Here is a 22,517-nt window from a genome sequence, read left to right on the forward strand (position 1 = left end):
GATAAAAACTAGTTAAATACCGTTATTGACGGCAGCACTTTACCCTGGCAATCAAATAACGCCTGATTCTCACGGGCATTACCCTCTTTCCACTCGTCGTGGATATATTTCATGCCGGTTTTGGTGGCCCACGTGGTGCCCGGAACGGCTATCCAGGTCGGTTCCCAATAAAAGATGCCCTTGCCGCGACGGTCAGGCACATCAATAACGGACTGCACTAAATCGTGAATATAATCGTACTGACCCTGAACGGTGCCGGGATAGCCGCCGTCCTTTTCTTCTTTGGCCTGGAAGCTGTTCTCGGCGTTATCGCAGTTCTCCAGCGTATAGCCATAGGCCGCTTCCACCACAATCACGTCTTTGTTATAGCGCCTGCTGATGTCATCCATGTTGGTCTTCAGCGCACTAATCGGGCCGTTCCAGTAGGTGTACATCGACAGGCCGATGACATCGAACGGCACGTCGCGCTTCGTGATTTCATCAAACCACCAGCGGAAGGTGTCATTTTTGGTGCCTTCGGCCAGATGGAGCATGATTTTCACCTGCTCGCCGTCGGTCAGGTTCTCTTTTAGCCCGCCAATCGCGGCGTTGAGCAGCCCGGCCAGGCGGTCAAATTCGCCGCCGCCCTGCCCCCAGCTTTTCCCTTCCGGCCAGAGCAAACCGCTGTTAATTTCGTTTCCTATCTGCACCATGTCCGGCAATACGCCCTCTTTCTTAAAGCGGGCAATCGTGTCGCGGGTGTAGTCATGGATCGCCGTTTTAAGCTGCGGGTAGTCCATCTTCTCCCAGGCTTTTGGCTTGAACTGTTTGCCCGGATCGGTCCAGAAATCGCTGTAGTGGAAGTCGAGCAGCAGCTTCAGGCCCTGCGCCTTCACGCGCTTCGCCAGCGCGAGAGTGTTTTCGAGATTATTACTGCCGCCGCCGTAGGTATTGCCGCTCGCATCCTGCGGGTCAACCCACAGGCGCAGGCGCACGGTGTTCACCCCGTTAGCTTTGAGGATAGCAATCGCGTCCTGCTGCTGGCCGTTCTGGTTATAGAATTTTGCGCCGTGTTGTTCTGCTTCCAGCAGGGTCGAAATATCCGCCCCCTTAATAAAATCCGCGGGCATGGCGTTAAAAGGACGCGTTTTCACCGCCTCCGCAGCAAATACGCTCGCGGCAAGGCCACATGAGAGGCAAACGGCAAGTAAAGCAGGTTTGAGTCTTTTCATGATTATCCTTTGGTACTCCCGGAGGTCAGGCCGGAGACGAAGTATTTTTGTAATGCCAGATAGAGGATCGCTACCGGCACCGCAATCAACACCGCGCCTGCCGCGTAGGTGGTGTAGCTGGCACCCATTTTTTGCGCCACCAGGTTATAGAGCCCGATGGGTAAGGTGTATTTATCCGGGGTGCGCAGAATCGTGCTGGAGAGGATGAAATCCCCCAGCGGCCCGGTGAAAGAGAACAGCGCCACCACCGCCACAATCGGCTTCGAAAGCGGCATGATAATTTCGATAAAAATCCGGAAATTGCTGGCCCCGTCCATGCGCGCGGATTCATCCAGATCTTTCGGGATGGCGTCGAGGTAGCCTTTCATCAGGTAGGTATTCATCGGGATCATGCCGCCCACGTAGATCAGCACCAGCGCCAGATGGCTGTTGATGAGGCCCAAAAGCTGCGACAGCACGAAGATGGCAATCAGCGCTGAGAACTGGGGGATCATCTGCAGGAGCAGGAACAGCATCAGCCCGTTCTGGCGTCCCTTAAAGCGAAAGCGCGAAAAGGCATAGGCGGTAAAACTGACGCTGATTAAGGTCAGCACCATGGTCAGGAAGCTGATTTTCATCGAGTTCCAGTACCAGGTCATGTAGTTCACCTGGCCGTTAAACAGGTCAGCGTAGTGCTGCACCGAAAAGTTCTCAGGAATAATTGAGGAGCTGAGCAGGCTATTACCCGCGTTAAACGACGCGCCGACCGTCCAAACCAGCGGGTAGATGATAATCGTCGACACCAGCACGATTACCAGCCATGAGAGCGAGAGGCGTACCCACTTCTCACGTTTAATACTTTGTGATTGAGCCATTGTTACGTCCCTTACGCCATGTCGTCGTTTTTGAAAGATTTGGTGGCGCGGAACTGCCACAGCGCCAGGCCGACGACAAAGATCGACAGCAGGATAGTGATGGTCGCCGCAATCGCGTACTGCGACGACGACATGGTGAGCTTGTAGATCCACGACACCAGGATATCTGTCCCACCCGCATTGGATCCCACCACCGCTGGCCCGCCGTTGTTGAACAGGTAGATGATGTTGAAGTTATTGAAGTTGAAGGTGTATTGAGTAATCAGTATTGGCGCAATGGAATAAAGCACCAGCGGCAGCGTGATGGTGCGCAGCTTGGTCGCACTGCTGGCACCGTCCATGGTCGCCGCTTCGTACAGATCGTCCGGAATGGCCTGCAGCACGCCGGTGGTCATGGCGAAAACAAACGGGAAGCCGAGCCAGGTCTGCATCATAATCAGCGCTGTTTTGGTCCAGAACGGATCCGTCATCCAGGCTTTTGGCGCAATGCCGAAGAAGGCCAGAATGGCGTTGTTTATCACCCCGAAGGAGTCGTTGAACATGCCGGCAAACACCAGAATGGTGACAAAACCCGGCACCGCCCACGGCAGAATGAAGATGGTACGGATAAGCGGCTTAAAGCGCAGGTCTTTCTGGTTCACCAGGATAGCCAGCAGCACGCCCACAGTACATTGCAGCGTGGTGGCGAGCAGCGTCCAGACTACCGTCCACTGCAGGACGTCAAAGAAGGTTGAGCGCCAGATGGAAAGCGTGAAAATATTGATGAAGTTCTTAAACCCAACCCAATCCACCAGCTTAGCCGGCGGCGTGTGGTAAAGATTGTAGTTAGTAAAGGCGATGGCAAAACCGAAGAGGATCGGGAAAACCACCACAAACACCAGCAGAATAAAGCCCGGCGTAATCATCAGATACGGAAAGCCGTCGCTCAGCAGCATCTGATACTGCTTACGCACGCTGTTTAGCCCCAGCCCTTCATCGCGTTTTCGACCGTTAACCCAGGCATCGCGCATCGACAGGTAATACACCATCACGCCAAATGCGGCGATCAGTACGCTAATGATCCCTTCTGCCAGCAGGAAGATGGAGTTATCCCGCGGCACTTCCTCCCCCAGCGTCACCAGCCCCCAAAGTCCTTCGCGCAGGAAATCGGCAAAAACGCCGATAAAACTGGCCAGCAGCACCAGGAAGATAACGCCCTTCAGCCACTGGCGGTGATAGAACTGGCCGAAGCCGGGGATGACCGCCAGCAGCAGGCCGGTCCAGGCGTGACGCCCGGCCCCGTGCGGTCTGGCAAAATTTTCCGGGATGATACTCACAGACAACTCCTTTCAATAAAACGGGAGAGTGGCCTCCCGTTCTTCGACGTCAGAAAATTACTGGTTGCTGGCCTGCATGGCTTCGATTTGCATCTGGACCTGTTTCTCTGCGCTGTCCAGCGCGGCTTTGGGATCCTGTTTGCCGGTCAGGCTTAGCTCCAGCGCGGCGTTGGCCGGCCCCCAGACTTCGCCCATTTCAGGGATACCCGGCATGGCGGTGGCTCGCGCGGCCTGCACCGCAACGGCGCTCGCCTTCTCGTCGTTCTTGATTACCGGGTCGTCGATCATTGCGGTCAGCGGCGGGATCTCCCGCGTGGCCACGTAGCGGGTTTTCACGTACTGTGGTTGGTTGATGAATTCGATAAATTTCTGCGCCAGCGCTTTGTCCTTGCTCCAGGTGGAAACGACGTAGCCTTTCACGCCGAGGAAGGAGCTCATTGGCTTGCCGTCCGGCAGCGTGGGCAGCGGCGCGACGCCGTAGTTGATGCCCGCCGCTTCATATGGCTGGAACGCCCACGGGCCGTTGATGACGGCTGCCGCTTTCTTCTCGGTAAACAAGGAGTCGATAGCGTTCAGGCCGTTGTCACCGACTATCCCGGCCGGGAAAATATCGTCAGCGTAGAATTTTTTCAGGTAAGTCACCGCTTCTACCGCACCCGACTTGTTCAGGCCGACGTCGCTGGCGTTATAGCCGCCTTTGTCGTTTTGACCGAAGATGTAGCCTCCCATCGGGGAGATCGCGCCCCAGCTGTAGTAAATCTGATCGAACTTGGCGAGCAGACCGTACTGGTTTTTTGCGCGCTGCTGTTTTGAAAAGTCATACCAGTCCTGCAGCGAGCTGAGTGGCTTGTCGATGAGATCTTTGTTGTAGATCAGCACCAGCGTCTCAACCGCTTTCGGCACGCCGTAAAGGGCGTTATCCATCTTGAAGGCGTTAATTGAGGCCGGGGTATACTGTTCGGTCTGCTTTTTGTCCAGATTCAGGGGGGTCAATAACCCTTGCACGACGGCGCCGCCCAGCTGATCGTTGGGAATGACCAGCACGTCCGGGCCAATGCCTGCCGGGCCGTCCAGGCGCAGTTTTTCCAGCTGCTGTGCGTAAGGGGTTTCCTGCACGTTGACCTTAACGTCGTACTGCTTTTCAAAGTCCGCGACCGCATCTTTAATACCGGACGACTTCTTGATGTCTTCCCAGACGTTAAGCTGCGCGGTAGCGTGAGCCTGTACCGCGAGCGTAGAGAGGATCAGAGCAGCGAGTATGTTCTTTTTCATTATCAACCTCATGTGAAGGTATAACAATTTTATGGTTGTTATTGCATTTAATGCCCCGCAAACCCCGTTATATATCCTGATAAAACTGGCGTTGTACGTCTGACACCAAATGCCTTTGGTTTGTTATACGCTACCCTCCACATCATGATAACTCTACAAAAAACTGTAAGTTGTGTGATCGTCATAACATTAATGAAATATCTGTATAGGGCGCATGAATGCTGGAAGTTATAGTCAAGGCAGACAAATTGCACCGTCCGGCCACGTTGAACACCATTGTTATACGTAAAACATAATCGGCGGTTTACCTGGGGAACACTGATGTCGAACATACAATTGAGGAATGTCACCAAGCGCTTTGGCGACACCGTCACGCTCCACAACGTTAATCTTGATATTGAGGACGGAGAGTTTGCCGTATTCGTTGGGCCTTCAGGCTGTGGCAAATCCACAATGCTGCGCATGATTGCCGGGCTGGAGGAGATAAGCGAGGGTGAAGTGCTGATCGGTAACGAGGTGATGAACGACATCGCCCCTTCCCATCGGGGTGTGGCGATGGTCTTTCAGTCCTACGCGCTCTATCCGCACATGACGGTGGCCGAAAACATGGGCTATGGGCTGAAGGTGAATAAAGTGCCGAAAGATCAGATCCGCCACCAGGTCGAGATGGTCGCCAAAACGCTGCAGCTTTCTCACCTGCTGGATCGCAAACCCAAACAGCTCTCCGGCGGCCAGCGCCAGCGCGTCGCGATTGGCCGCGCTATCGTCCGTAACCCGCGCGTCTTTATGTTCGATGAGCCGCTTTCCAACCTGGATGCCGAACTGCGCGTGGAGATGCGCCTGCACCTCGCTCGCCTGCACCAGGAGCTGAAAACCACCATGGTGTATGTCACCCACGACCAGATTGAGGCCATGACGCTGGCCGATAAAATTGTGGTGATGAATTACGGCAAAGTGGAGCAGATGGGCGCGCCGATGGATCTCTACTACAAGCCGGTGAACAGATTCGTGGCCGGTTTTATCGGCTCGCCGAAGATGAACTTCATGCCGGCCACGGTTGAAGCATGGCAGCCGGGCGCGTTGACGGTGAGATTGTCGCAACAGAAGTCACTGACGCTCGCCGTGACCACCACGCCGCTGCAGCCGGGCAGTCAGGTTACGCTGGGCATCCGTCCGGAACATTTAACCACTGACCTTCGCCTGGGCACACCGCTGGAGTTTCACTGCGAAGTGGTTGAACGACTCGGGAACAACACCTATCTGTTTGGCCAGTGTTATGGCCACGACAACGTCAAAATCTTGCTGCCGGGCGACGTTAAGTTCGCGCCCTGGCAGAAGATAGACGTGGCGTTTGACGAGCGTCACTGCATGGTCTTTGACGAGCAGGATGTCCGGGTGAGCGCGGATATTGAAGAAGCGGTGCGTTCGGTGGCTTAACGCGCACCTCCGTCGGCCAGCGTTCTCACCGCCCGCCCAAACGCCTCAATCGCCAGGGCAACATCCTCAGCCATCACCGATTCCGCCGGATGGTGGCTGACGCCCCCTTTGCAGCGCACGAACAGCATGCCGACCGGCCAGCGTTCTGCCAGCGCGATGGTGTCATGCCCGGCACCGCTCGGCAGCGATGTTGAGCGCCCCTGCATCGATTCAATGGCCTGCCCCAGCAGATCCTGCAAACGCGCATCGCACGGCGTGGCGGCGATACGGTAAAACTCCTCGGCGCTGAAGCTCAGCCCGCGTCGAGCGGCAATGGTTTGCGCCTGCGACAGCAGTTCCGCGAGCAGCGCGTCAAGCGGGCCATCCTGCGGGCCGCGAATATCCAGTGAAAGCTGAACCTCGCCGGGGATCACGTTCACCGCTCCCGGCAGGCAGCGCAGCTTACCAACCGTCGCCACCAGGTTACCGCCCTGCTGTCGGGTCGCGTTTTCGATGATAACCATCCACTCGGCGGCGGCGGCCAGCGCGTCTCTGCGGTGGAGCATCGGCACGGTTCCCGCATGTCCGGCCTCGCCGGTGAAGCGACAGCTCAGGCGGCGCGCACCGTTAATGGCTTCCACCACGCCAAGCGCGAGCCCTTCCTGTTCCAGACACGGTCCCTGTTCGATATGCAGTTCCAGACAGGCGCTGAAATCGTCCTGATGGCGTGCCGCCAGCGCCACGCGGGCGGGATCCAGCCCCGCCTGCACCATCGCCTGCGCCACGCTGATGCCGCTGGCATCACACGTCTCCAGCCAGCCCTGCGGCCAGGTGCCCGTCAGCCCCCGGCTGCCTAACAGCGTAATGCCGAAGCGGGTGCCCTCTTCATCGCCAAACCCGACAATCTCAATGGCCTGCGCCAGATGCACACCCTGCTGATGGAGGCTGTCCACTACCTCAATCGCGGTGAGCACCCCGAGCATGCCGTCGTAGCGCCCGGCGTTGCGCACGGTATCCAGATGCGAGCCGAGCAGTACCGCCTGCGCCCCTTCCTGCGCGCCTTCGTAGCGCCCGCAGATGTTGCCCACGCTGTCCTGCCAGACGGTCATTCCCGCCTGGCGCATCCACTGCCCCACCAGTTGGTTGGCCTGCAGATGCTGGGGAGAGAGATAGACCCGGGTCAGCGCATCCGGGGTTTCGCTGATGGCGGCCAGCGCGTCGGCGCGCGCCATCACCCGTTCTGCCGCCGGGCTCATTGCGGCGTCTCGCGGCGATAGTGGTCCCACGCGGCCTGCATCGCCGCCCCCTGCGTGGTAGTGAACTTCAGGTAGTTCAGCCCCGACTCCAGGGCGCTCAGGGTGGTCATCACGCAGTCCTTGCGCGCGTTATAGCCCATGGTGCCAATGCGCCACACCTTGCCGTGCAGCGGGCCAAACGAGGTGCCGATTTCAATCCCGAAATCCTCCAGCATCAGCTTGCGCACCTGATCGCCGTTAACGCCCTGCGGGATCACCACCCCCAGCACGTTGTTCATCTTGTGCTTCAGATCGCCAAAGGTCTCCAGCCCCATCGCCTGAATGCCCTTCAGCAGCGCATCGCCGTGCAGCTTGTGCCGGGCGATGCCGTTGTCCAGCCCTTCCTGCAGGATCAGCCGCGCGCATTCCCGGGCGCCAAACAGCGCGGTCGTGGCTTCGGTGTGGTGGTTCAGCCGCTCCGGCCCCCAGTAATCCATCACCATGCCGAGATCGAAGTAGTTGGAGTAGATCATCTCCTCGTCGCCGTCGCGGTGGGCGTCGGTGCGAATGCCCTCCTCAACGCATTTGCGGCGGCGGATCGCTTCCTCCATTCGCGCGCTCAGAGTGATCGGCGACGTGCCCGACGGGCCGCCGAGGCACTTCTGCATCCCGGCCGACACCGCATCCAGCCCCCAGGCGTCGGTCTCCAGCGCGTTACCGCCGAGCGAGGCCGTGGCATCGGTATAAAACAGCACGTCGTAGCGGCGGCAGATGTCACCAAGCTCCGCCAGCGGCTGCAGCATGGTGGTGGAGGTGTCCCCCTGCACGGTCAGCAGCAGGCGCGGACGAATACGCTTGATGGCCTCCTCCACCTGGTCCGGGGTAAACACCTCGCCCCACGGCACCTCGATGGTATGCACCTCCGCGCGGCAGCGGCGGGCTATTTCGCACAGCAGATGACCAAAGCGGCCAAAGACCGGCACCAGCACCTTATCTCCCGGGCGAATGGCGGAGACCAGAATCGCTTCAATCCCCGCGCGGGAGGTGCCGTCCACCAGCATCGTCCAGCGGTTTTCGGTGCGAAACACCCCGCGGTAGAGCGCCATCACCTCGTTCATGTAGTGGGTCATGGCCGGATCGTACTGGCCGATCAGCTGGCTCGACATGGCGCGCAGCACGCGCGGGTCGGCGTTGATCGGGCCCGGCCCCATCAGCAGGCGCTGGGGCGGGTTGATTTGCGGAAAATGTGCGATATCCATTGTTAAGTCCTTATCAGTTGAGGCCGCGCACGGAGGAGATGAACTGCTTCAGTTCGGTGGTCTGCGGGTTGGCGAACAGCGTTTTGCTGTCGCCCTGCTCCCAGACTTTCCCCTGGTGCATAAACACCACGCGGTCGCCCACTTCGCGGGCGAAATTCATTTCATGGGTAACAAGTATCAGCGTCATCCCTTCGGCCGCCAGCTGCTCCAGCACCCTGAGCACTTCGCCCACCAGCTCCGGGTCGAGCGCGGAGGTGATCTCGTCACACAGTAATACTTTAGGCGACATCGCCAGCGCGCGGGCAATCGCCACGCGCTGCTGCTGGCCGCCGGAGAGGCTCGACGGGTAGTAATCCAGACGGTCACCGAGACCAACCTTCTCCAGCATCTGCTGCGCCAGCGCCCGGCATTCGGCGGCGCTTTTCTTCAGCACCCGACGCGGGGCGAGCATCACGTTTTCCAGCGCCGTCATGTGCGGGAACAGGTTGAAGCTCTGGAACACCATCCCGACCGAGCGGCTGATTTCACGCGCCTGAGAATCCCGGTCGGTAATGGTCATGCCGCCCAGCTTGATGCTGCCGTCCTGATACCCTTCCAGCCCGTTGATGCAGCGCAGCAGCGTGCTTTTGCCCGACCCGCTGCGCCCGATAATCGAGATCACCTGGCCCATGTCGATATCCAGATCGACGCCCTTGAGCACGTGGTTTTCGCCGTAGTACTTCTGCACCTGATTAATGGTGATGAGAGGCATTGAATTTCGTCTCCAGATAGCGGCTGTAGCGCGACAGCGGATAACACAGAATAAAGTAGCCGAGCGCCACCAGCGCAAAGACCTTAAACGGCTGATACGTCACGTTGGTCAGCATCGTCCCGGCCTTGGTCAGCTCGATAAAGCCGATGATCGACGCCAGCGCAGTGCCTTTGATCACCTGCACGGCAAAACCGACCGTCGGGGCGATGCCGATGCGCAGCGCCTGCGGGGCGACCACGCGAAACAGGGTCTGGCCAAAGGTCAGCCCCAGACAGCGCGACGCTTCCCACTGCCCTTTTGGCAAGGCGCGAATACTGCCAAACCAGATGTCGAGCAGAAACGCGCTGGTGTAGAAGGTTAACGCCAGCGAGGCGGCGGTCCACGGCGAAACGTCGATGCCGAACAGCGCCACGCCAAAGAAGGCCAGGAACAGCTGCATCAGCAGCGGCGTGCCCTGAAACAGCTCGATATAGCCGCGGATAATGCGCCTCACCGCGCGCCCGCCCGTCAGGCGCAGCAGCAGGAGCGGCAGCGTCACCGCCGCGCCGCCGACGAACGCCACCAGCGCCAACAGCACCGTCCAGCGCCCGGCCAGCAGCAGGTTGCGAATAATGTCCCAGTCGGTAAAGGTGGTCATCATGCCTGCCCCCCCAGCCATTTGCGTCCTGCCGCCATCATCAGCTGGCGCAGAGTAATCGACAGCGCTAAGTAAATGCCGGTTGTCACCAGATAAACCTCAAAGCTCAGAAACGTTCTGGACTGGATCAGGTTGGCGGCGAAGGTCAGCTCTTCATACGAGACCTGCGACACCACCGACGAGCCGAGCATCACGATGATGCACTGGCTCACCAGCGCCGGGTAAATGCGCTGCAGCGCGGGCGGCAGCACCACGCGAATAAAGGTCTGCAGGCGGGTCAGGCCCAGCACGCGTCCGGCTTCCCACTGCCCTTTCGGCGTGACCTGAATGCCCGCGCGGATAATCTCGGTGCTGTACGCGCCGAGGTTCACCACCATGGCCAGCAGCGCCGCTTCCCCCGCCGTCATCTTCAGCCCCAGGTTCGGCAGGCCGAAGACGATGAAAAACAGCTGCACCACAAACGGCGTGTTGCGGATGATCTCCACGTACGCGCCCCAGATCCGGCTGTACCACGTTGGGCGCGCGCTGCGGATCGCCGCCCCGAAAATGCCTGTCGCCAGGCCGCCCACGGTCGCCATCACCGTCAGCTGAATAGTGACCCACAGCCCCGCCAGCAGCTCCGGCCAGTGCGGCCAGAGCGCGGAAAAATCAAGTTGCTCCGTCATCGGCTCAGGCGCCAAGGTTGGCCGGCAGCGGAGCCTTCAGCCACTGCTCGGACAGGCCGTTCAGCGTGCCGTCCTTAATGCCCTGCTCAATCAGCGCGTCCACTTTTGCCTTCAGGGCCGGTTCGTTTTTCTTCAGACCAATAAAGCACGGCGAGTCTTTCAGCATAAAGCTCGGCACCGGGGCTTTAGCCGCGTTCTGCCGCGAAATGGCCGCCACCACGAGGTTGCCGGTTGCCACGTACTGCACCTGTCCCGACAGGTAGGCGGAGAGCGTGGTGTTGTTATCTTCGTAGCGCTTCACGTTGGCGTCTTTCGGCGCCAGGCCGGTCAGCACCATGTCCTCCACCGCCCCGCGCGTCACGCCGATGGTTTTTCCGCTCAGCGCGGCGGCGTCTTTCAGCTCGGCGCCTTTCGGACCAAACACGCCGAGGAAGAACGGCGCGTAGGCGCGGCTGAAGTCGATCACCTTCTCGCGCTCCGGGTTTTTACCGAGGCTTGAAATGACCAGATCCACCTTATCGGTTTGCAGGTACGGCACGCGGTTGGCGCTGGTCACCGGCACCAGCTGAAGCTTGAGCTTCATCTGTTTGGCCAGATAGCGCGCCATATCGATGTCGTAGCCCTGCGGCTGCAGATCGGTCCCCACCGAGCCAAACGGCGGGAAGTCCTGCGGCACGGCAATGCGGATAGTGCCGCGCTTCTCGATATCCTGGAGCTGGTCAGCCTTTGCCGGCAGATGTGTGAAGAGGCAGGCGGCCCCGGCCAGTGCAATCAACAATTTTTTCATGGTGCTTCCCCGTAACGTTAACATGAAACAAAAGATTCTTTGAATGTGATTTTGCAACTAATGTGCCAGATAAGGCGAAGCGGGAAATATTGTTGTGAAGCCTGATAAAACGCGGGCGGGTCGAAAAAACGTGCGTTTCTCCGCCCCGTCAACTGCACCATTTCAATGCAAAGCACCAGCCTGATGCCCCATTATCGCTGTTCGAGTTCGTCCAGCTGCTGGTAGAGGGAGGCAATGTCGTGAATGCGCGGACGGCCTTTATCAAGAATTTCATGCAGGAAGGCGTTTGCCAGCAGGTTGATCAGGCTGTTGACCGAGGAATAGCTGTCGTAGGCGGAGACGCTGTCCAGCGGGGCGCAGAGCTGCCAGCTCGCCAGCGGAAACAGGCTGTGCGCCTGCGGCTCGCACATCAGCAGCACCGGAATACCGCTGCTCTGAAGCTGCTGCATCAGCGGGCGGATGATGCGCGGGCGGCGGCGAAAGGCCATCATCACCACCAGATCCTCCGGCGTTAAATCCACCAGCTCCTCGCTCAGGCTCTGCCCCGGCTGCGGCAGGACCAGCACCTGACCGCGCGCCTGCAGCAGCTGCTGGCGCAGGTGCAGCGCCGCCGGATAGGCGTTACGCATGCCGATAATGACGATGCGCCGCGCCTTGACCATGCAGGCCATGGCGTCGGCAAACTGCTGCGCGTCGAGGGCATTGACCCACTGGGTCAGGTTCGCCATCTCCTGCTTGTAGTGGCGCGCCAGCAGCGTATTGCCCTGCACCGCGTCGCGATTATCGGTGAGCGGCATCCCGCTCTGGCGCAGGGTGCGCAGCTCGTCGCGCATGTCCTTATATTTCTCATAGCCCAGACGCTTAAACAGACGGCTGACCGTGGCTTTCGACACCCCGCTCAGCTGCGCCAGCTCGGCGCTGTTGTAGCTGATAAGATCGTCAAAATGATCGAAAATAAAATCCGCCACCCGCTGCTCCTGTGGCGACAGCGACGGGTACTGTGCTTTCAGACGTTCATCCAGTTGTTCCATAGCGCCTCTGTAACTTTTGTTTCATCACATTCTACCTTTTATTACAGCTATTCATTATACGTGCCAGTTTACTGAAACTTTTCTTTCAGAACTGGAACAGCTTTTGCAGCACCTTGTGACTTTCAAAGTTACGAGGACTTCTCATGCAAAGCAATGTCTCCACGCACGGCATGGCCGTTGCGCCCCACCATCTTGCCAGCCAGAGCGCGCTGGCAGTGCTGCGCGAAGGCGGCACCGCGATAGAAGCGATGGTCGCGGCGGCGGCCACCGTCGCAGTGGTTTACCCGCACATGAACGGGCTGGGCGGCGATGGTTTCTGGCTTATCGTGCCGCCGGAAGGCGACCCCATCGCCATTGACGCCAGCGGCGCAGCGGGCTCGCGCGCAACGCTTGCCGCCTACGACGGGCTGGCGCATATCCCCCATCGCGGACCGCAGGCGGCGCTGACCGTCGCCGGCACGGTGAGCGGCTGGGACGAGGCGCTGAAGGTCTCCCGCGAGATGAGCGGCAAGTCGCTGCCGCTGGCCCGCCTGCTGGCTGACGCAATCGACTATGCGCAGAACGGCACGCCGGTCACGGCCTCACAGGCCCATGCCACGGCCAGCAAATTCGACGAACTGAAGGACGTGCCAGGCTTCGCGGAAACCTGGCTGGTGGACGGTAAGCCGCCGCAGGTAGGCAGCCTTTTTTACCAGCCCGCCATGGCCTCAACCCTGACGCGCCTGGCAGAGGACGGTCTGGACAGCTTTTATCGCGGCCCGCTGGCGGACGTGCTGGCGCACGGCATGGAAACGCTGGGCCTGCCCGTGACGCTGGCTGACTTACACGCACACGCTGCCCGGCGCACCGTGCCGCTGAAGCTGCAGCATCAGCAGGGGGAGATTTTTAACCACGCCCCGCCGACGCAGGGGCTGGTCTCGCTGGCGATACTCGGCATCACCGACCGCCTGAATATGGCGGAGGCCGACGACGCGGACACCATTCACCGCATCGTTGAAGCCACCAAGCTGGCCTTTAGCCTGCGCGATGCCCACATCACCGACCCGCGCGAGCTGAAAACCGATATTCAGGGTCTGCTGGATCCCACCGCCCTGCAGGCGCTTGCCGACAGGGTTGACGACGGCCGCGCCGCACCGTGGGGCACCGGAAAAGGCCCCGGCGATACGGTGTGGATGGGGGTAATGGATAACAGCGGACTCGCCGTGTCGTTTATCCAGAGTATTTATCACGAGTTCGGCAGCGGCGTGGTGCTGCCCGACACCGGCATCGTCTGGCAGAACCGGGGCGCATCATTCAGCCTCGACCCCGCTCATCTTCTGGCCCTCGCGCCGGGCAAACAGCCTTTCCATACCCTTAACCCGGCGGCGGCGCGTCTTAAGGACGGGCGAGTGATGGTCTACGGATCGATGGGCGGTGACGGACAGCCGCAAACTCAGGCCGCGCTCTTTACCCGCTACGTGGTTCAGGGCGTGCCGTTGCAGGAAAGCATTTCCCGCCCGCGCTGGCTGCTGGGGCGCACCTGGGGACAAACCTCGGACACCTTAAAACTGGAAGGACGCTTTAGCGCTGAGACGGTCGCTGAACTGCGGGCGAGGGGGCATGAGGTCGAATGCTTCCCGGACTTTAGCGAAGCGATGGGCCACGCGGGGGCGATCGTTCGCCATCCCAACGGGCTGTTTGAAGGGGCGTTTGACCCGCGTAGCAACGGCGCGGCCGCCGGATTCTGAGGAGAGAATAATGAACAACGTACAACCCGACTGGCCAGCATACCTGGCGCAAATGGAGTCAGTGCTCGGCGTAGAGCTGGACGATGACCGTCGCGCCGAGCTGCAGTTACAGTTCAGCCGCATTGCTACCCTGGCCGCCCCACTGATGGCGCTGCCGCTCGACGACCGTCTGGAGATCGCAGGAGTGTATAAAGCATGACGCTACACGAGATGAGTATCAGCGACATTCAACAGGCGCTGAGCGCGGGCGAGCTGAGCGCCCATGAGATTGCCCGCCAGACGCTGGAGGCGATTGGACGCGTTAATCCGCAGATCAACGCCTGGACCACCGTGACGGAAGCACGCATGCTCGCCGAGGCCGAGAACATCGACACCCTGCGCCGCGAAAAGCGCCCCCTGCCACCGCTGGCGGGCGTGCCCTACGCGGTGAAAAACCTGTTCGACGTTGCCGGACATACCACCCTTGCGGGCGCAGAGCTGTTCAGCCAGCGCCCCGCCGCGGCTGCTGACAGCTTCGCGGTACGCCAGCTGCGCAGCGCGGGCGGGCTGCTGTCAGGCATGGTGAATATGGACGCCTACGCCTACGGCTTTACCACCGAGAACAGCCACTACGGCGCGACGCGTAACCCGCACGACCTGACGCGCATTGCGGGCGGCTCCTCCGGCGGTTCAGCCGCCGCCGTGGCCGCCGGGCTGGTGCACTTTTCGCTTGGCACCGACACCAACGGGTCGGTTCGCGTTCCGGCCTCCCTGTGCGGCATCTATGGCCTGAAGCCCACCTTTGGCCGCCTGTCGCGATCCGGCAGCCATCCGTTTGTCGCGAGCCTGGATCATATCGGCCCCTTTGCCCGCAGGGTGTGCGACCTGGCGTCCGTATACGACGCGCTGCAGGGCCGGGACAGCAGCGACGGTTTTCAGGCCGAGAGCTCGCGCGAGCAGACACGCCCCCTGCTCGATCGCGGCCTTGACGGCCTGCGCTGCGCGGTGCTTGGCGGCTACTTCACCACCTGGTGCGACGCACAGGCCAGAGACGCCGTGGCGCGGGTGGCGAAGGCGCTCGACGTGCATGATGAGCTGCAGTTCCCGGATGCCGAGCTGGCGCGCTCGGCGGCTTTCATCATCAGCGCCTCCGAAGGGGGAAATCAGTATCTGCCCGCGCTTCGCCGCGAGCCTGAGCGTTTTGAGCCGCACTCTCGCGAGCGCCTGCTGGCCGGGGCGATGATCCCCTCCGCCTGGTATATTCAGGCCCAGCGGTTCCGCGCGCAGGCGCGGCAGGGGTTTCAGGCGCTGTTTGCCCAGGCCGACGTGCTGATCGCCCCCGCGACGCCGCGCAGCGCCACGCGGATCGGCGAGCAAACCATGGAGATTAACGGTCAGCCGCTCCCCATCCGCGCCAGCATGGGAATGCTGACCCAGCCGATTTCATTTTTAGGCCTGCCTGTGACCACCGTTCCGCTGCGTACCGCCCAGGGTGCGCCGATTGGCCTGCAGCTGATTGCCGCGCCGTTTAACGAGCAGGCCTGCCTGCGCGTCGCGCGCGTGCTGGAAGAGAGCGGCATCACCGATGCCCGTCCGGCGGAGGTTGCAGCATGATAAATCATGATGACATTAACCTGCCGTGGGTGGTTGCCGGGGTGACCGCCGCGTTTTACCGCTATGAAGACGCGCTGGTGAGCAACAACGTTGCCGTCCTGGACGAGCTGTTCTGGCACGACAAAAACACGGTGCGTCTGGGGGCGGGTGAAAACCTGTACGGGATCGATGAAATCCGCGCCTTTCGCGCGGCGCGCCCGTCCGCCGGGTTACATCGGACGTTGCGCCACACCGTCATCACCACCTTCGGGGAGGATTATGCCGTGTGCAGCACCGAGTTTACCCGGGAGAGCACAGAACGCATTGGCCGCCAGCAGCAGACGTGGGTGCGGTTTGCGTACGGGTGGCGTATCGTGGCGGCGCAGGTGAGTTTGATGTCGTAGTCGTAGGCCGGGTAAGGCGCAGCCGCCACCCGGCTAAACACGGGACGCTTATTTCTGAAACGGATGCACCTCCCGCCAGTGGTCAGCAATCTGCTGGCGGGTACAGACCCACACCCGCTCATGCTGCTGCACGTAATCCAGGAACCGCTGCAGCGCGCGGAAACGCCCCGGCCGACCCAGCAGGCGGCAGTGCATGCCGATGGACATCATTTTCGGCGCGCTTTCCCCCTCTTCGTACAGCACGTCAAAGCTGTCCTTCAGGTACGTATAAAACTGCTCGGCGGTGTTAAACCCCTGCGCGGTCGCGAAGCGCATGTCGTTCGCATCCAGCGTGTAGGGCACAATCAGGTGCGGTTTGCGGGTGCCGTCGCCGCAGGCCACTTCCGTCCAGAAGGGCAGATCGTCGCCGTAGTAGTCGCTGTCGTAGTCAAAGCCGCCGTGCTCCACCACCAGCTGGCGGGTATTGGGGCTGTCGCGCCCGGTGTACCAGCCCGTCGGCGGCTTGCCGAACAGATCGGTCAGCGCGTGCACCGCCTTATGCAGGTGGTCGCGCTCCTGGCTGATGTCCATGTGCTGATAGTGGATCCAGCGCCAGCCGTGGCTGACCACGTCGTAATCCGCCGCCTTAATCGCCTCAACGATCTCCGGATGACGCGCCAGCGCCATCGCCACGCCAAAGACCGTCAGCGGCAGGCCGCGCTTTTGAAATTCACCGTGGATCCGCCAGAACCCGGCGCGGCTGCCGTATTCGTAGAGGGAGTCCATCGACATGTGTTTATCCGGGTAGCTGGCCGCGCCGATGATGTCCGACAGGAACTGCTCGGATCCGGCATCGCCGTGCAGAACGTGGTTTTCCGCCCCTTCCTCATAATTGAGCACAAACTGCACGGCGATGCGCGCCTGATTCGGCCACCGCGCGTGCGGCGGGTTGCCCGCGTAGCCGCGCAGATCCCGCGGGTAATCCTGTTCAAAAAGCCCCATTGCCACCCCCCAAAATTAAAATGAATTCAGTGCCTGAAAATGTCCGCTTAACGCTTTTTTCTCCGGGAAGGCCAGATCCCCGTGCTTGCTGGTCGAGAGCCCCAGCGCCACCAGCGATTCCACCATCTTCACCGCCGCGCTGACGCCGTCAATGACCGGCACGCGCAGCTCGCGGGTCAGCTCCTGGGCCAGGGTCGCCATGCCGCCGCAGCCGAGCACGATAGCGCCGCAGCCGTCCTCTTTTAGCGCCTGTATACAGCCCGCGCGCAATTTTTCCTGCGCCAGACCGCTGCCGTCTTCCAGCGCCAGCACCGGGAGATCGATAGCGTGCAGCGCCGCGCACTTGTCCTGAAAGCCATACTGGTGCAGCAGATGGCGGGCAATAATCAGCGTGCGCGGCAGCGTGGTGACCACCGAAAAGCGCGTCGCCACCAGCGTCGCCATATGCATGGCGGCTTCCGCAATGCCGACTACCGGCCCCTGCGCCAGCTCGCGCGCCGCCAGCAGGCCCGGATCGCCAAAGCAGGCGATAACGTGACCGTGCACGCCCTGCTCTCTGCCGAGCCTGACCTGTTCGAGAACCCCCACGGCGGCGATGGCTTCATCAAAGTGGCCCTCGATAGACGGCACGCCCGCGCCCGGGCAGACCGCGAGGATCTCCGTGCCCGGTGCCGCCACCGCGCGGGCCGCCGCGCCGATGGTTTCCGTCATCGCGAGGCTGGTATTGGGATTGATCACTTGTATACAGACAGAGGACATTACGACTCCTTGTGGCCGGCAAACAGCCGGGCAAAATCAGGCAGGCACTCGCCCGCCCGCTCGAAGCAGAGGCTGGCGACGATATGTTCAAAATGGTGCATTAAGGCATCGCTGAGCGGCTGGAGCGCCTTCTGGCGCAGCAGATCCACAAGCTGTTCGTGATCGTTGCAGCGGCAGCCCTGACGCCACGGCGCACCCCAGGTGGCAATCACCAGCGACGAGCGCTGGCTCAGGCCGGTCACCATCTCCGTCAGCACCTGGTTGCCGGAGATGGCCTGCAGCTGAATGTGGAAATTGGCGGAGTGGCGAATCGCCGCCGGGCCGTCGTACGCCTCGTGCGCCTGCTGCTCCTGGCGAATAATGGCCTCCAGCGCGGCAAGGTGCGGCGGCTGGCAGTGCGCCAGCACATCCGGCAGGTTAGCGACCTCCAGCAGGGCGCGGGTGCGGAAGATGTGCTGCGCCTCTTCCACCGTCGGGCTGGCAACGTGTGCACCACGTTTGGGCGTCAGGGTGACCATTTGCACAGCGGCGAGTCGCTGCAGCACCTTACGGATGCCCGTGCGGCTCACGCCAAAGACCTCGGCCAGCGCCTCTTCCGGCAATTTGCTCCCCGGCAGCAGCTGATGTTCGACAATCGCGGTCATCAGCGCCTGAAAGATCGATTCGTCTTTGTCATGCAGATCTGGCGCGGTCTGCAGGGCGTTTACGATGTTCATTTACCACTCCATCTTTTACCTTTCGTTATCGAATCGTATACATAAAAATAAAATATTGCATACAAGATTTATTATTTTGGCCTGAATCCTGCAACACCGTTTGTATTCCCACTCAACGGGTTTTCATACACAGGAGCAGGATTCATGCCAAACAGTCAAAACGCGCAGCAAGGTACGGCCGCTGATTCCGGTGCGGTTTACAGCCCACGTCTTTGCAATGAGGATCTGGCACCCACGCGTGACCAGAACTGGAGCTGGTACAACATTTTTTCTTTCTGGATGTCGGACGTTCACAGCATGGGGGGTTATGTTGTTGCCGCGAGCTTCTTTACGCTCGGACTGGCAAGCTGGCAGGTGCTGCTCTGCCTGCTGGTGGGGATCTGCATTGTGCAGCTTTGCGCCAACCTGGTGGCCAAACCGAGCCAGATGGCGGGCGTGCCCTACGCGGTGATCAGCCGTCAGGCGTTTGGCGTTTTCGGGGCCAATATTCCGGCGGTGATCCGGGGGCTTATCGCCTTTGCGTGGTACGGCATTCAGACCTGGCTTGCCGCCAACGCGCTGATGCTGGTGGTGCTGAAGTTCTGGCCTTCTCTGGCGAGCCTTACCACCGGTGCCTTCCTGGGTCTGTCGCCGCTGGGCTGGATCTGCTTTGCCATCATGTGGGTTCTCCAGGCGATGGTCTTCTGGCACGGTATGAGCGCCATTAAGCGCTTTATTGATATCGCCGGCCCGGCGGTCTATGTGGTGATGCTGGCCCTCGCAGGCTGGATTGTATACAAGACCGGTCTTGACGGGATCTCCTTCACCCTCGCCAGCAAATCCCTGAGCGCGGGCGAGCAGACCTGGCAGATGATCACCGCGACCGCGCTGGTGGTTTCGTACTTCTCCGGCCCGCTGCTCAACTTTGGTGACTTCTCCCGCTACGGCAAAAGCATGGGCGAGATCCGCCGCGGTAACCGCTGGGGGCTGCCGTTTAACTTCCTGCTGTTCTCCATCGTCACCGTGGTGATTGTCTCCGGCACCCAGTCGCTGTTTGGCCGCATGATCACCGACCCGATCGAGACCGTCAGCCGCGTGGGTAACGATCTGGCCGTGGCGATTGGCCTGCTGACGATGATCACCGCCACCATCGGGATCAACATCGTCGCGAACTTCGTCTCACCGGCGTTTGATTTCTCTAACTGCTCGCCGCAGAAGATCAGCTTCCGCACCGGGGGCATGATTGCCGCCGTCGGCTCGATCCTGCTCACCCCGTGGAACCTGTTCAACTCGCCGGAGCTTATCCACTACACCCTCGACGTGCTCGGGGCGTTTATCGGCCCGCTGTTCGGCATTCTGATTGCCGATTTCTACCTGATTAAGCGCGGCAAGGTGTCGGTAGACGATCTGTTCGACGACACGCCAAAGGGCAAATACTGGTACCGCAACGGCTTTAACCCAAAGGCCATTGGCGCGCTGATCCCGTCCGTTGCCGTGGGGCTGGTGATTGGCTTTATCCCGGCCCTGCATGAGGTAGCGAACTTCAGCTGGTTTATCGGCGTCTTCCTCGGCGGCGTGACCTACCGCTGGCTGGCGCGGGATGAGCGCGACCTGTCGACCAGCGTTCAGTTCGGCTCACGCGAGACCACACAAGCCATCAGGCAGGAGCCGTAATGGAGTATCAGACGGCACTTCGTGGTGCATTTTTCGATATTACCCAGGTCTGCGACAGCGCAGACCTGATTGCCGACCACGCGCGCTACCTTGAGGACGGACTGCTGTTTATCCAGAACGGAAAAATTCTGGCGCACACGGCGTGGCAGGAGGGCGAGCAGTATCTCGACCCCCACAAAGGCTACACGGACCTGCGCGGCAGGCTGCTGCTGCCCGGTTTTGTCGACACCCACGTTCATTACCCGCAAACGGAGATGATCGGCGCTTTTGGCGAACAGTTGCTGGAGTGGCTGACCACCTACACCTTCCCGGTGGAGAGCCAGTTTGCCGATGAAGCCTACGCGAAAGAGATCGCCGAATTTTTCATTCAGCAGCTGGTGAGCAACGGCACCACCACCGCGCTGGTGTTTTGCACACTGCATCCGGAATCGGTCGAGGCGCTGTTTACCGAAGCTCTGCGCCTCAACATGCGCCTTATCGCCGGAAAGGTAATGATGGACCGGCACGCGCCGGACTATCTGACCGAAGACGCAAAACAGAGCTACCGGCAGACGCGGGCGCTGATCCAGCGCTGGCATCACCGTGGACGCCTGGGCTACGCCATTACGCCGCGCTTTGCCCCGACCTCATCACCGGAACTGCTTGCCGCGGTCAGCCTGCTCAGAGAGGAGTTCCCGGATACCTGGATGCAGACCCACCTGAGCGAAAACCCCAACGAAGTGGCCTGGGTGAGCGACCTCTGGCCGGAGCACGAGCGCTATCTGGACGTCTATCACCACTACGGCCTGACCGGCGAGCGCAGCGTGTTTGCCCACGCGATTCATCTTCACCACAGCGAGTGGCAGTGCCTGCATGACACCGGTTCGGCGGTGGCGTTTTGCCCCACCTCGAACCTGTTTCTCGGCAGCGGGCTGTTTCGCCTGCCCGCCTGCTGGCAGCACAAGGTGCGGATGGGCATCGGCACCGACGTCGGTGCGGGCACCACCTTCAGCATGCTGCGCACCCTGGGTGAGGCCTACAAGGTCGGCCAGCTTCAGAGCTACCGCCTGCGCGCCTGCGAAGCGTTTTATCACGCCACGCTGGGCGGCGCGCACGCGCTCCGGCTGGACGATAAGATTGGCAACTTCGCGCCCGGCAAAGAGGCGGATTTCGTGGTTATCGACCCTGACGTAACGCCGCTGCAGCGCCTGCGCAATCGCCGCTGTCAGGATATCTATGAGCAGCTTTTTGTGCTGATGACTTTGGGCGACGAGCGCAACATCAGCGAGACCTGGGTCAACGGCGAGCGGGTGTGGTCAACTGCCCCGGTAGGTTGACCACCCGCCGGGCGCAATCACAAACGGCAGATGGAAATGCTCGTCTGCCGCTTCTCCCGTCACAAAATCAATTTGCGCGCAGGGGTAGATCGTCTCCCGGCCGGTGTCGCGAAACCACGCGCCGATCTCCGCTACCAGCCGGTAACGGCCAGCGGACAGAGAGGGAACGAATGCGGCGATGCGGCCCTGCGCGTTGGTCACACCCGTCGCCACGATTTCGCCCTCCCGTTCGAGATGAACCGTCACGCCCTCTGCGGGTTTACCCGTCGAGATATCGAGAATATGGGTGCTGAGTGTGCTCATTCGCTAATGACTCCTTCCAGCCGTAGTAACGTAATTTCCCGCAACTGTTCCAGCGCGGCACGGATTTCCTGCGCGTCGCTGTTCGCCAGCCGCGCGTTCAGTATCTGTAAAATGTCCTCGCCGCTACGGCCCTTCGCGCGGATAAGAAAGACGCGTCCGAAGCGGGCCTCGTAGCGGGCGTTGCCCTCGCGCAGCGCCTGGGCAAGCGCCGCATCGCTTTCATTCACCGCGCCCTGTTCCTGACGCGACAGCGCCGCCTCCGTCCCTGAACCCGCAGGCTTTTCCCCGATGCGCGGGTGCGCGCTCAATGCTTGCGTTAATGCCGCTTCGTCCCAATTTTGCGTCAGCGCGTTTGCCGTGCTGAACAATTCGTCCCGGCTGGCGTAAGGCCGCCCGTGAGCCAGCGCCTTAGCCCAGTCGGGGAGCGCCACGCAGGGATGGAGCAGCGCGAGAGCCTCTTTCTCAGGAAGATGATTGAAGTCGTGCAGTGCGATCATGGTGTCTCCTTTATTGTCATCCTCCGGGCTGTTGCACAAACCACGCCACTCTTGTGGGCAGTGTGAAACGGTCGATTCTGTATGGCTGAACAGGAAATTATTGATTCAAAAAAAGGCATGTTCACCGCGTTTGCGCACCTTAGCAGTGCACACTC

23 protein-coding genes are annotated in these 22,517 nt (G+C 60.6%); 7 read left to right on the forward strand and 16 right to left on the reverse strand.

The features are described from left to right. Positions 1-8 precede the first annotated feature (8 nt). Genes D5066_RS02100 through D5066_RS02115 form a run of 4 tightly spaced genes read right to left on the reverse strand, consistent with a single transcriptional unit; the run spans position 9 to position 4,653 of the window. Positions 9-1,211, reverse strand: a complete 1,203-nt coding sequence (locus tag D5066_RS02100; protein WP_119914895.1) for a glycoside hydrolase family 53 protein — start codon at positions 1,209-1,211, stop codon at positions 9-11. A gap of 2 nt (positions 1,212-1,213) precedes the next feature. Then, positions 1,214-2,065, reverse strand: a complete 852-nt coding sequence (locus tag D5066_RS02105; RefSeq protein ID WP_042715482.1) for a sugar ABC transporter permease — start codon at positions 2,063-2,065, stop codon at positions 1,214-1,216. Between the two features lie 11 nt (positions 2,066-2,076). Further along, on the reverse strand, positions 2,077-3,381 hold the full coding sequence (locus D5066_RS02110; protein WP_119914896.1) for a carbohydrate ABC transporter permease: 1,305 nt from the start codon (positions 3,379-3,381) through the stop codon (positions 2,077-2,079). Between the two features lie 57 nt (positions 3,382-3,438). Further along, positions 3,439-4,653: an extracellular solute-binding protein gene (locus D5066_RS02115; RefSeq protein WP_119914897.1), complete on the reverse strand. Its 1,215-nt coding sequence runs from the start codon at positions 4,651-4,653 to the stop codon at positions 3,439-3,441. 321 nt (positions 4,654-4,974) lie between these two features. On the opposite strand from D5066_RS02115, the gene D5066_RS02120 reads away from it, so the two are divergent. Beyond that, complete coding sequence (locus D5066_RS02120; protein ID WP_119914898.1) at positions 4,975-6,090, forward strand: ABC transporter ATP-binding protein; 1,116 nt, start codon at positions 4,975-4,977, stop codon at positions 6,088-6,090. Here the strand turns inward: D5066_RS02120 and hpxK are convergent. The 7 genes from hpxK to hpxU form a co-directional block, all read right to left on the reverse strand. Next, the gene (hpxK, locus tag D5066_RS02125) at positions 6,087-7,325 is read right to left on the reverse strand and encodes an allantoate amidohydrolase (protein ID WP_119914899.1); all 1,239 of its coding nucleotides are present in this window, start codon (positions 7,323-7,325) and stop codon (positions 6,087-6,089) included. The genes D5066_RS02120 and hpxK overlap by 4 nt on opposite strands. Then, positions 7,322-8,563, reverse strand: coding sequence for a pyridoxal-phosphate-dependent aminotransferase family protein (locus tag D5066_RS02130; RefSeq protein ID WP_119914900.1), 1,242 nt, complete (start codon positions 8,561-8,563; stop codon positions 7,322-7,324). Before D5066_RS02130 ends, hpxK begins: the two co-directional genes overlap by 4 nt. Before the next feature lie 13 nt (positions 8,564-8,576). Further along, positions 8,577-9,314, reverse strand: coding sequence for an amino acid ABC transporter ATP-binding protein (locus tag D5066_RS02135; protein WP_119914901.1), 738 nt, complete (start codon positions 9,312-9,314; stop codon positions 8,577-8,579). Next, the gene (locus tag D5066_RS02140) at positions 9,295-9,951 is read right to left on the reverse strand and encodes an amino acid ABC transporter permease (RefSeq protein ID WP_165853322.1); all 657 of its coding nucleotides are present in this window, start codon (positions 9,949-9,951) and stop codon (positions 9,295-9,297) included. The genes D5066_RS02135 and D5066_RS02140 overlap by 20 nt, the downstream gene beginning before the upstream one ends. Beyond that, positions 9,951-10,616, reverse strand: a complete 666-nt coding sequence (locus D5066_RS02145) for an amino acid ABC transporter permease (protein ID WP_119914903.1) — start codon at positions 10,614-10,616, stop codon at positions 9,951-9,953. The genes D5066_RS02140 and D5066_RS02145 overlap by 1 nt, the downstream gene beginning before the upstream one ends. Before the next feature lie 4 nt (positions 10,617-10,620). Next, a complete protein-coding gene (locus D5066_RS02150) occupies positions 10,621-11,403 on the reverse strand; it encodes a transporter substrate-binding domain-containing protein (protein ID WP_119914904.1) in 783 nt (260 codons plus the stop codon). A gap of 191 nt (positions 11,404-11,594) precedes the next feature. Continuing rightward, positions 11,595-12,434 carry a MurR/RpiR family transcriptional regulator HpxU gene (hpxU, locus tag D5066_RS02155; protein ID WP_010429427.1) on the reverse strand — a complete coding sequence of 280 codons (840 nt, stop codon included), beginning with the start codon at positions 12,432-12,434 and terminating at the stop codon, positions 11,595-11,597. Between the two features lie 143 nt (positions 12,435-12,577). On the opposite strand from hpxU, the gene hpxW reads away from it, so the two are divergent. The 4 genes from hpxW to hpxZ are packed head-to-tail and all read left to right on the forward strand — an operon-like array spanning position 12,578 to position 16,137. After that, complete coding sequence (hpxW, locus tag D5066_RS02160) at positions 12,578-14,161, forward strand: oxamate amidohydrolase (RefSeq protein WP_119914905.1); 1,584 nt, start codon at positions 12,578-12,580, stop codon at positions 14,159-14,161. A 10-nt stretch (positions 14,162-14,171) separates the two neighbouring features. Then, complete coding sequence (gene hpxX / locus D5066_RS02165; RefSeq protein ID WP_080327617.1) at positions 14,172-14,360, forward strand: oxalurate catabolism protein HpxX; 189 nt, start codon at positions 14,172-14,174, stop codon at positions 14,358-14,360. Beyond that, a complete protein-coding gene (locus tag D5066_RS02170) occupies positions 14,357-15,754 on the forward strand; it encodes an AtzE family amidohydrolase (RefSeq protein WP_119914906.1) in 1,398 nt (465 codons plus the stop codon). Before hpxX ends, D5066_RS02170 begins: the two co-directional genes overlap by 4 nt. Next, positions 15,751-16,137: an oxalurate catabolism protein HpxZ gene (hpxZ, locus tag D5066_RS02175; RefSeq protein ID WP_119914907.1), complete on the forward strand. Its 387-nt coding sequence runs from the start codon at positions 15,751-15,753 to the stop codon at positions 16,135-16,137. Before D5066_RS02170 ends, hpxZ begins: the two co-directional genes overlap by 4 nt. Positions 16,138-16,185: 48 nt before the next feature. Here hpxZ and puuE read toward each other — a convergent pair whose 3' ends face one another. From puuE to D5066_RS02190, 3 genes are read right to left on the reverse strand one after another with little or no spacing between them, the layout of a single operon-like run. Continuing rightward, positions 16,186-17,118 (reverse strand): allantoinase PuuE, encoded by a 933-nt coding sequence (gene puuE / locus D5066_RS02180; RefSeq protein WP_119914908.1) that lies wholly within the window; start codon positions 17,116-17,118, stop codon positions 16,186-16,188. 15 nt (positions 17,119-17,133) lie between these two features. Continuing rightward, positions 17,134-17,877 carry an allantoin racemase gene (gene hpxA / locus D5066_RS02185; protein WP_119914909.1) on the reverse strand — a complete coding sequence of 248 codons (744 nt, stop codon included), beginning with the start codon at positions 17,875-17,877 and terminating at the stop codon, positions 17,134-17,136. Beyond that, a complete protein-coding gene (locus tag D5066_RS02190) occupies positions 17,877-18,593 on the reverse strand; it encodes a GntR family transcriptional regulator (protein WP_119914910.1) in 717 nt (238 codons plus the stop codon). The genes hpxA and D5066_RS02190 overlap by 1 nt, the downstream gene beginning before the upstream one ends. Positions 18,594-18,737: 144 nt before the next feature. Between D5066_RS02190 and D5066_RS02195 the strand changes: the two genes are divergently transcribed. Further along, positions 18,738-20,246 carry an NCS1 family nucleobase:cation symporter-1 gene (locus D5066_RS02195; protein WP_119914911.1) on the forward strand — a complete coding sequence of 503 codons (1,509 nt, stop codon included), beginning with the start codon at positions 18,738-18,740 and terminating at the stop codon, positions 20,244-20,246. After that, a complete protein-coding gene (guaD, locus tag D5066_RS02200) occupies positions 20,246-21,562 on the forward strand; it encodes a guanine deaminase (RefSeq protein ID WP_119914912.1) in 1,317 nt (438 codons plus the stop codon). The genes D5066_RS02195 and guaD overlap by 1 nt, the downstream gene beginning before the upstream one ends. Here the strand turns inward: guaD and uraH are convergent. Both uraH and uraD read right to left on the reverse strand, forming a co-directional pair. Further along, positions 21,542-21,865, reverse strand: coding sequence for a hydroxyisourate hydrolase (gene uraH, locus D5066_RS02205; protein WP_119914913.1), 324 nt, complete (start codon positions 21,863-21,865; stop codon positions 21,542-21,544). The two genes, guaD and uraH, sit on opposite strands and share 21 nt — an antisense overlap. Beyond that, on the reverse strand, positions 21,862-22,362 hold the full coding sequence (gene uraD / locus D5066_RS02210; protein ID WP_119914914.1) for a 2-oxo-4-hydroxy-4-carboxy-5-ureidoimidazoline decarboxylase: 501 nt from the start codon (positions 22,360-22,362) through the stop codon (positions 21,862-21,864). The genes uraH and uraD overlap by 4 nt, the downstream gene beginning before the upstream one ends. Positions 22,363-22,517 lie beyond the last annotated feature (155 nt).

This window comes from Enterobacter chuandaensis (assembly GCF_003594915.1).
GTDB classification, from domain to species: domain Bacteria; phylum Pseudomonadota; class Gammaproteobacteria; order Enterobacterales; family Enterobacteriaceae; genus Enterobacter; species Enterobacter chuandaensis.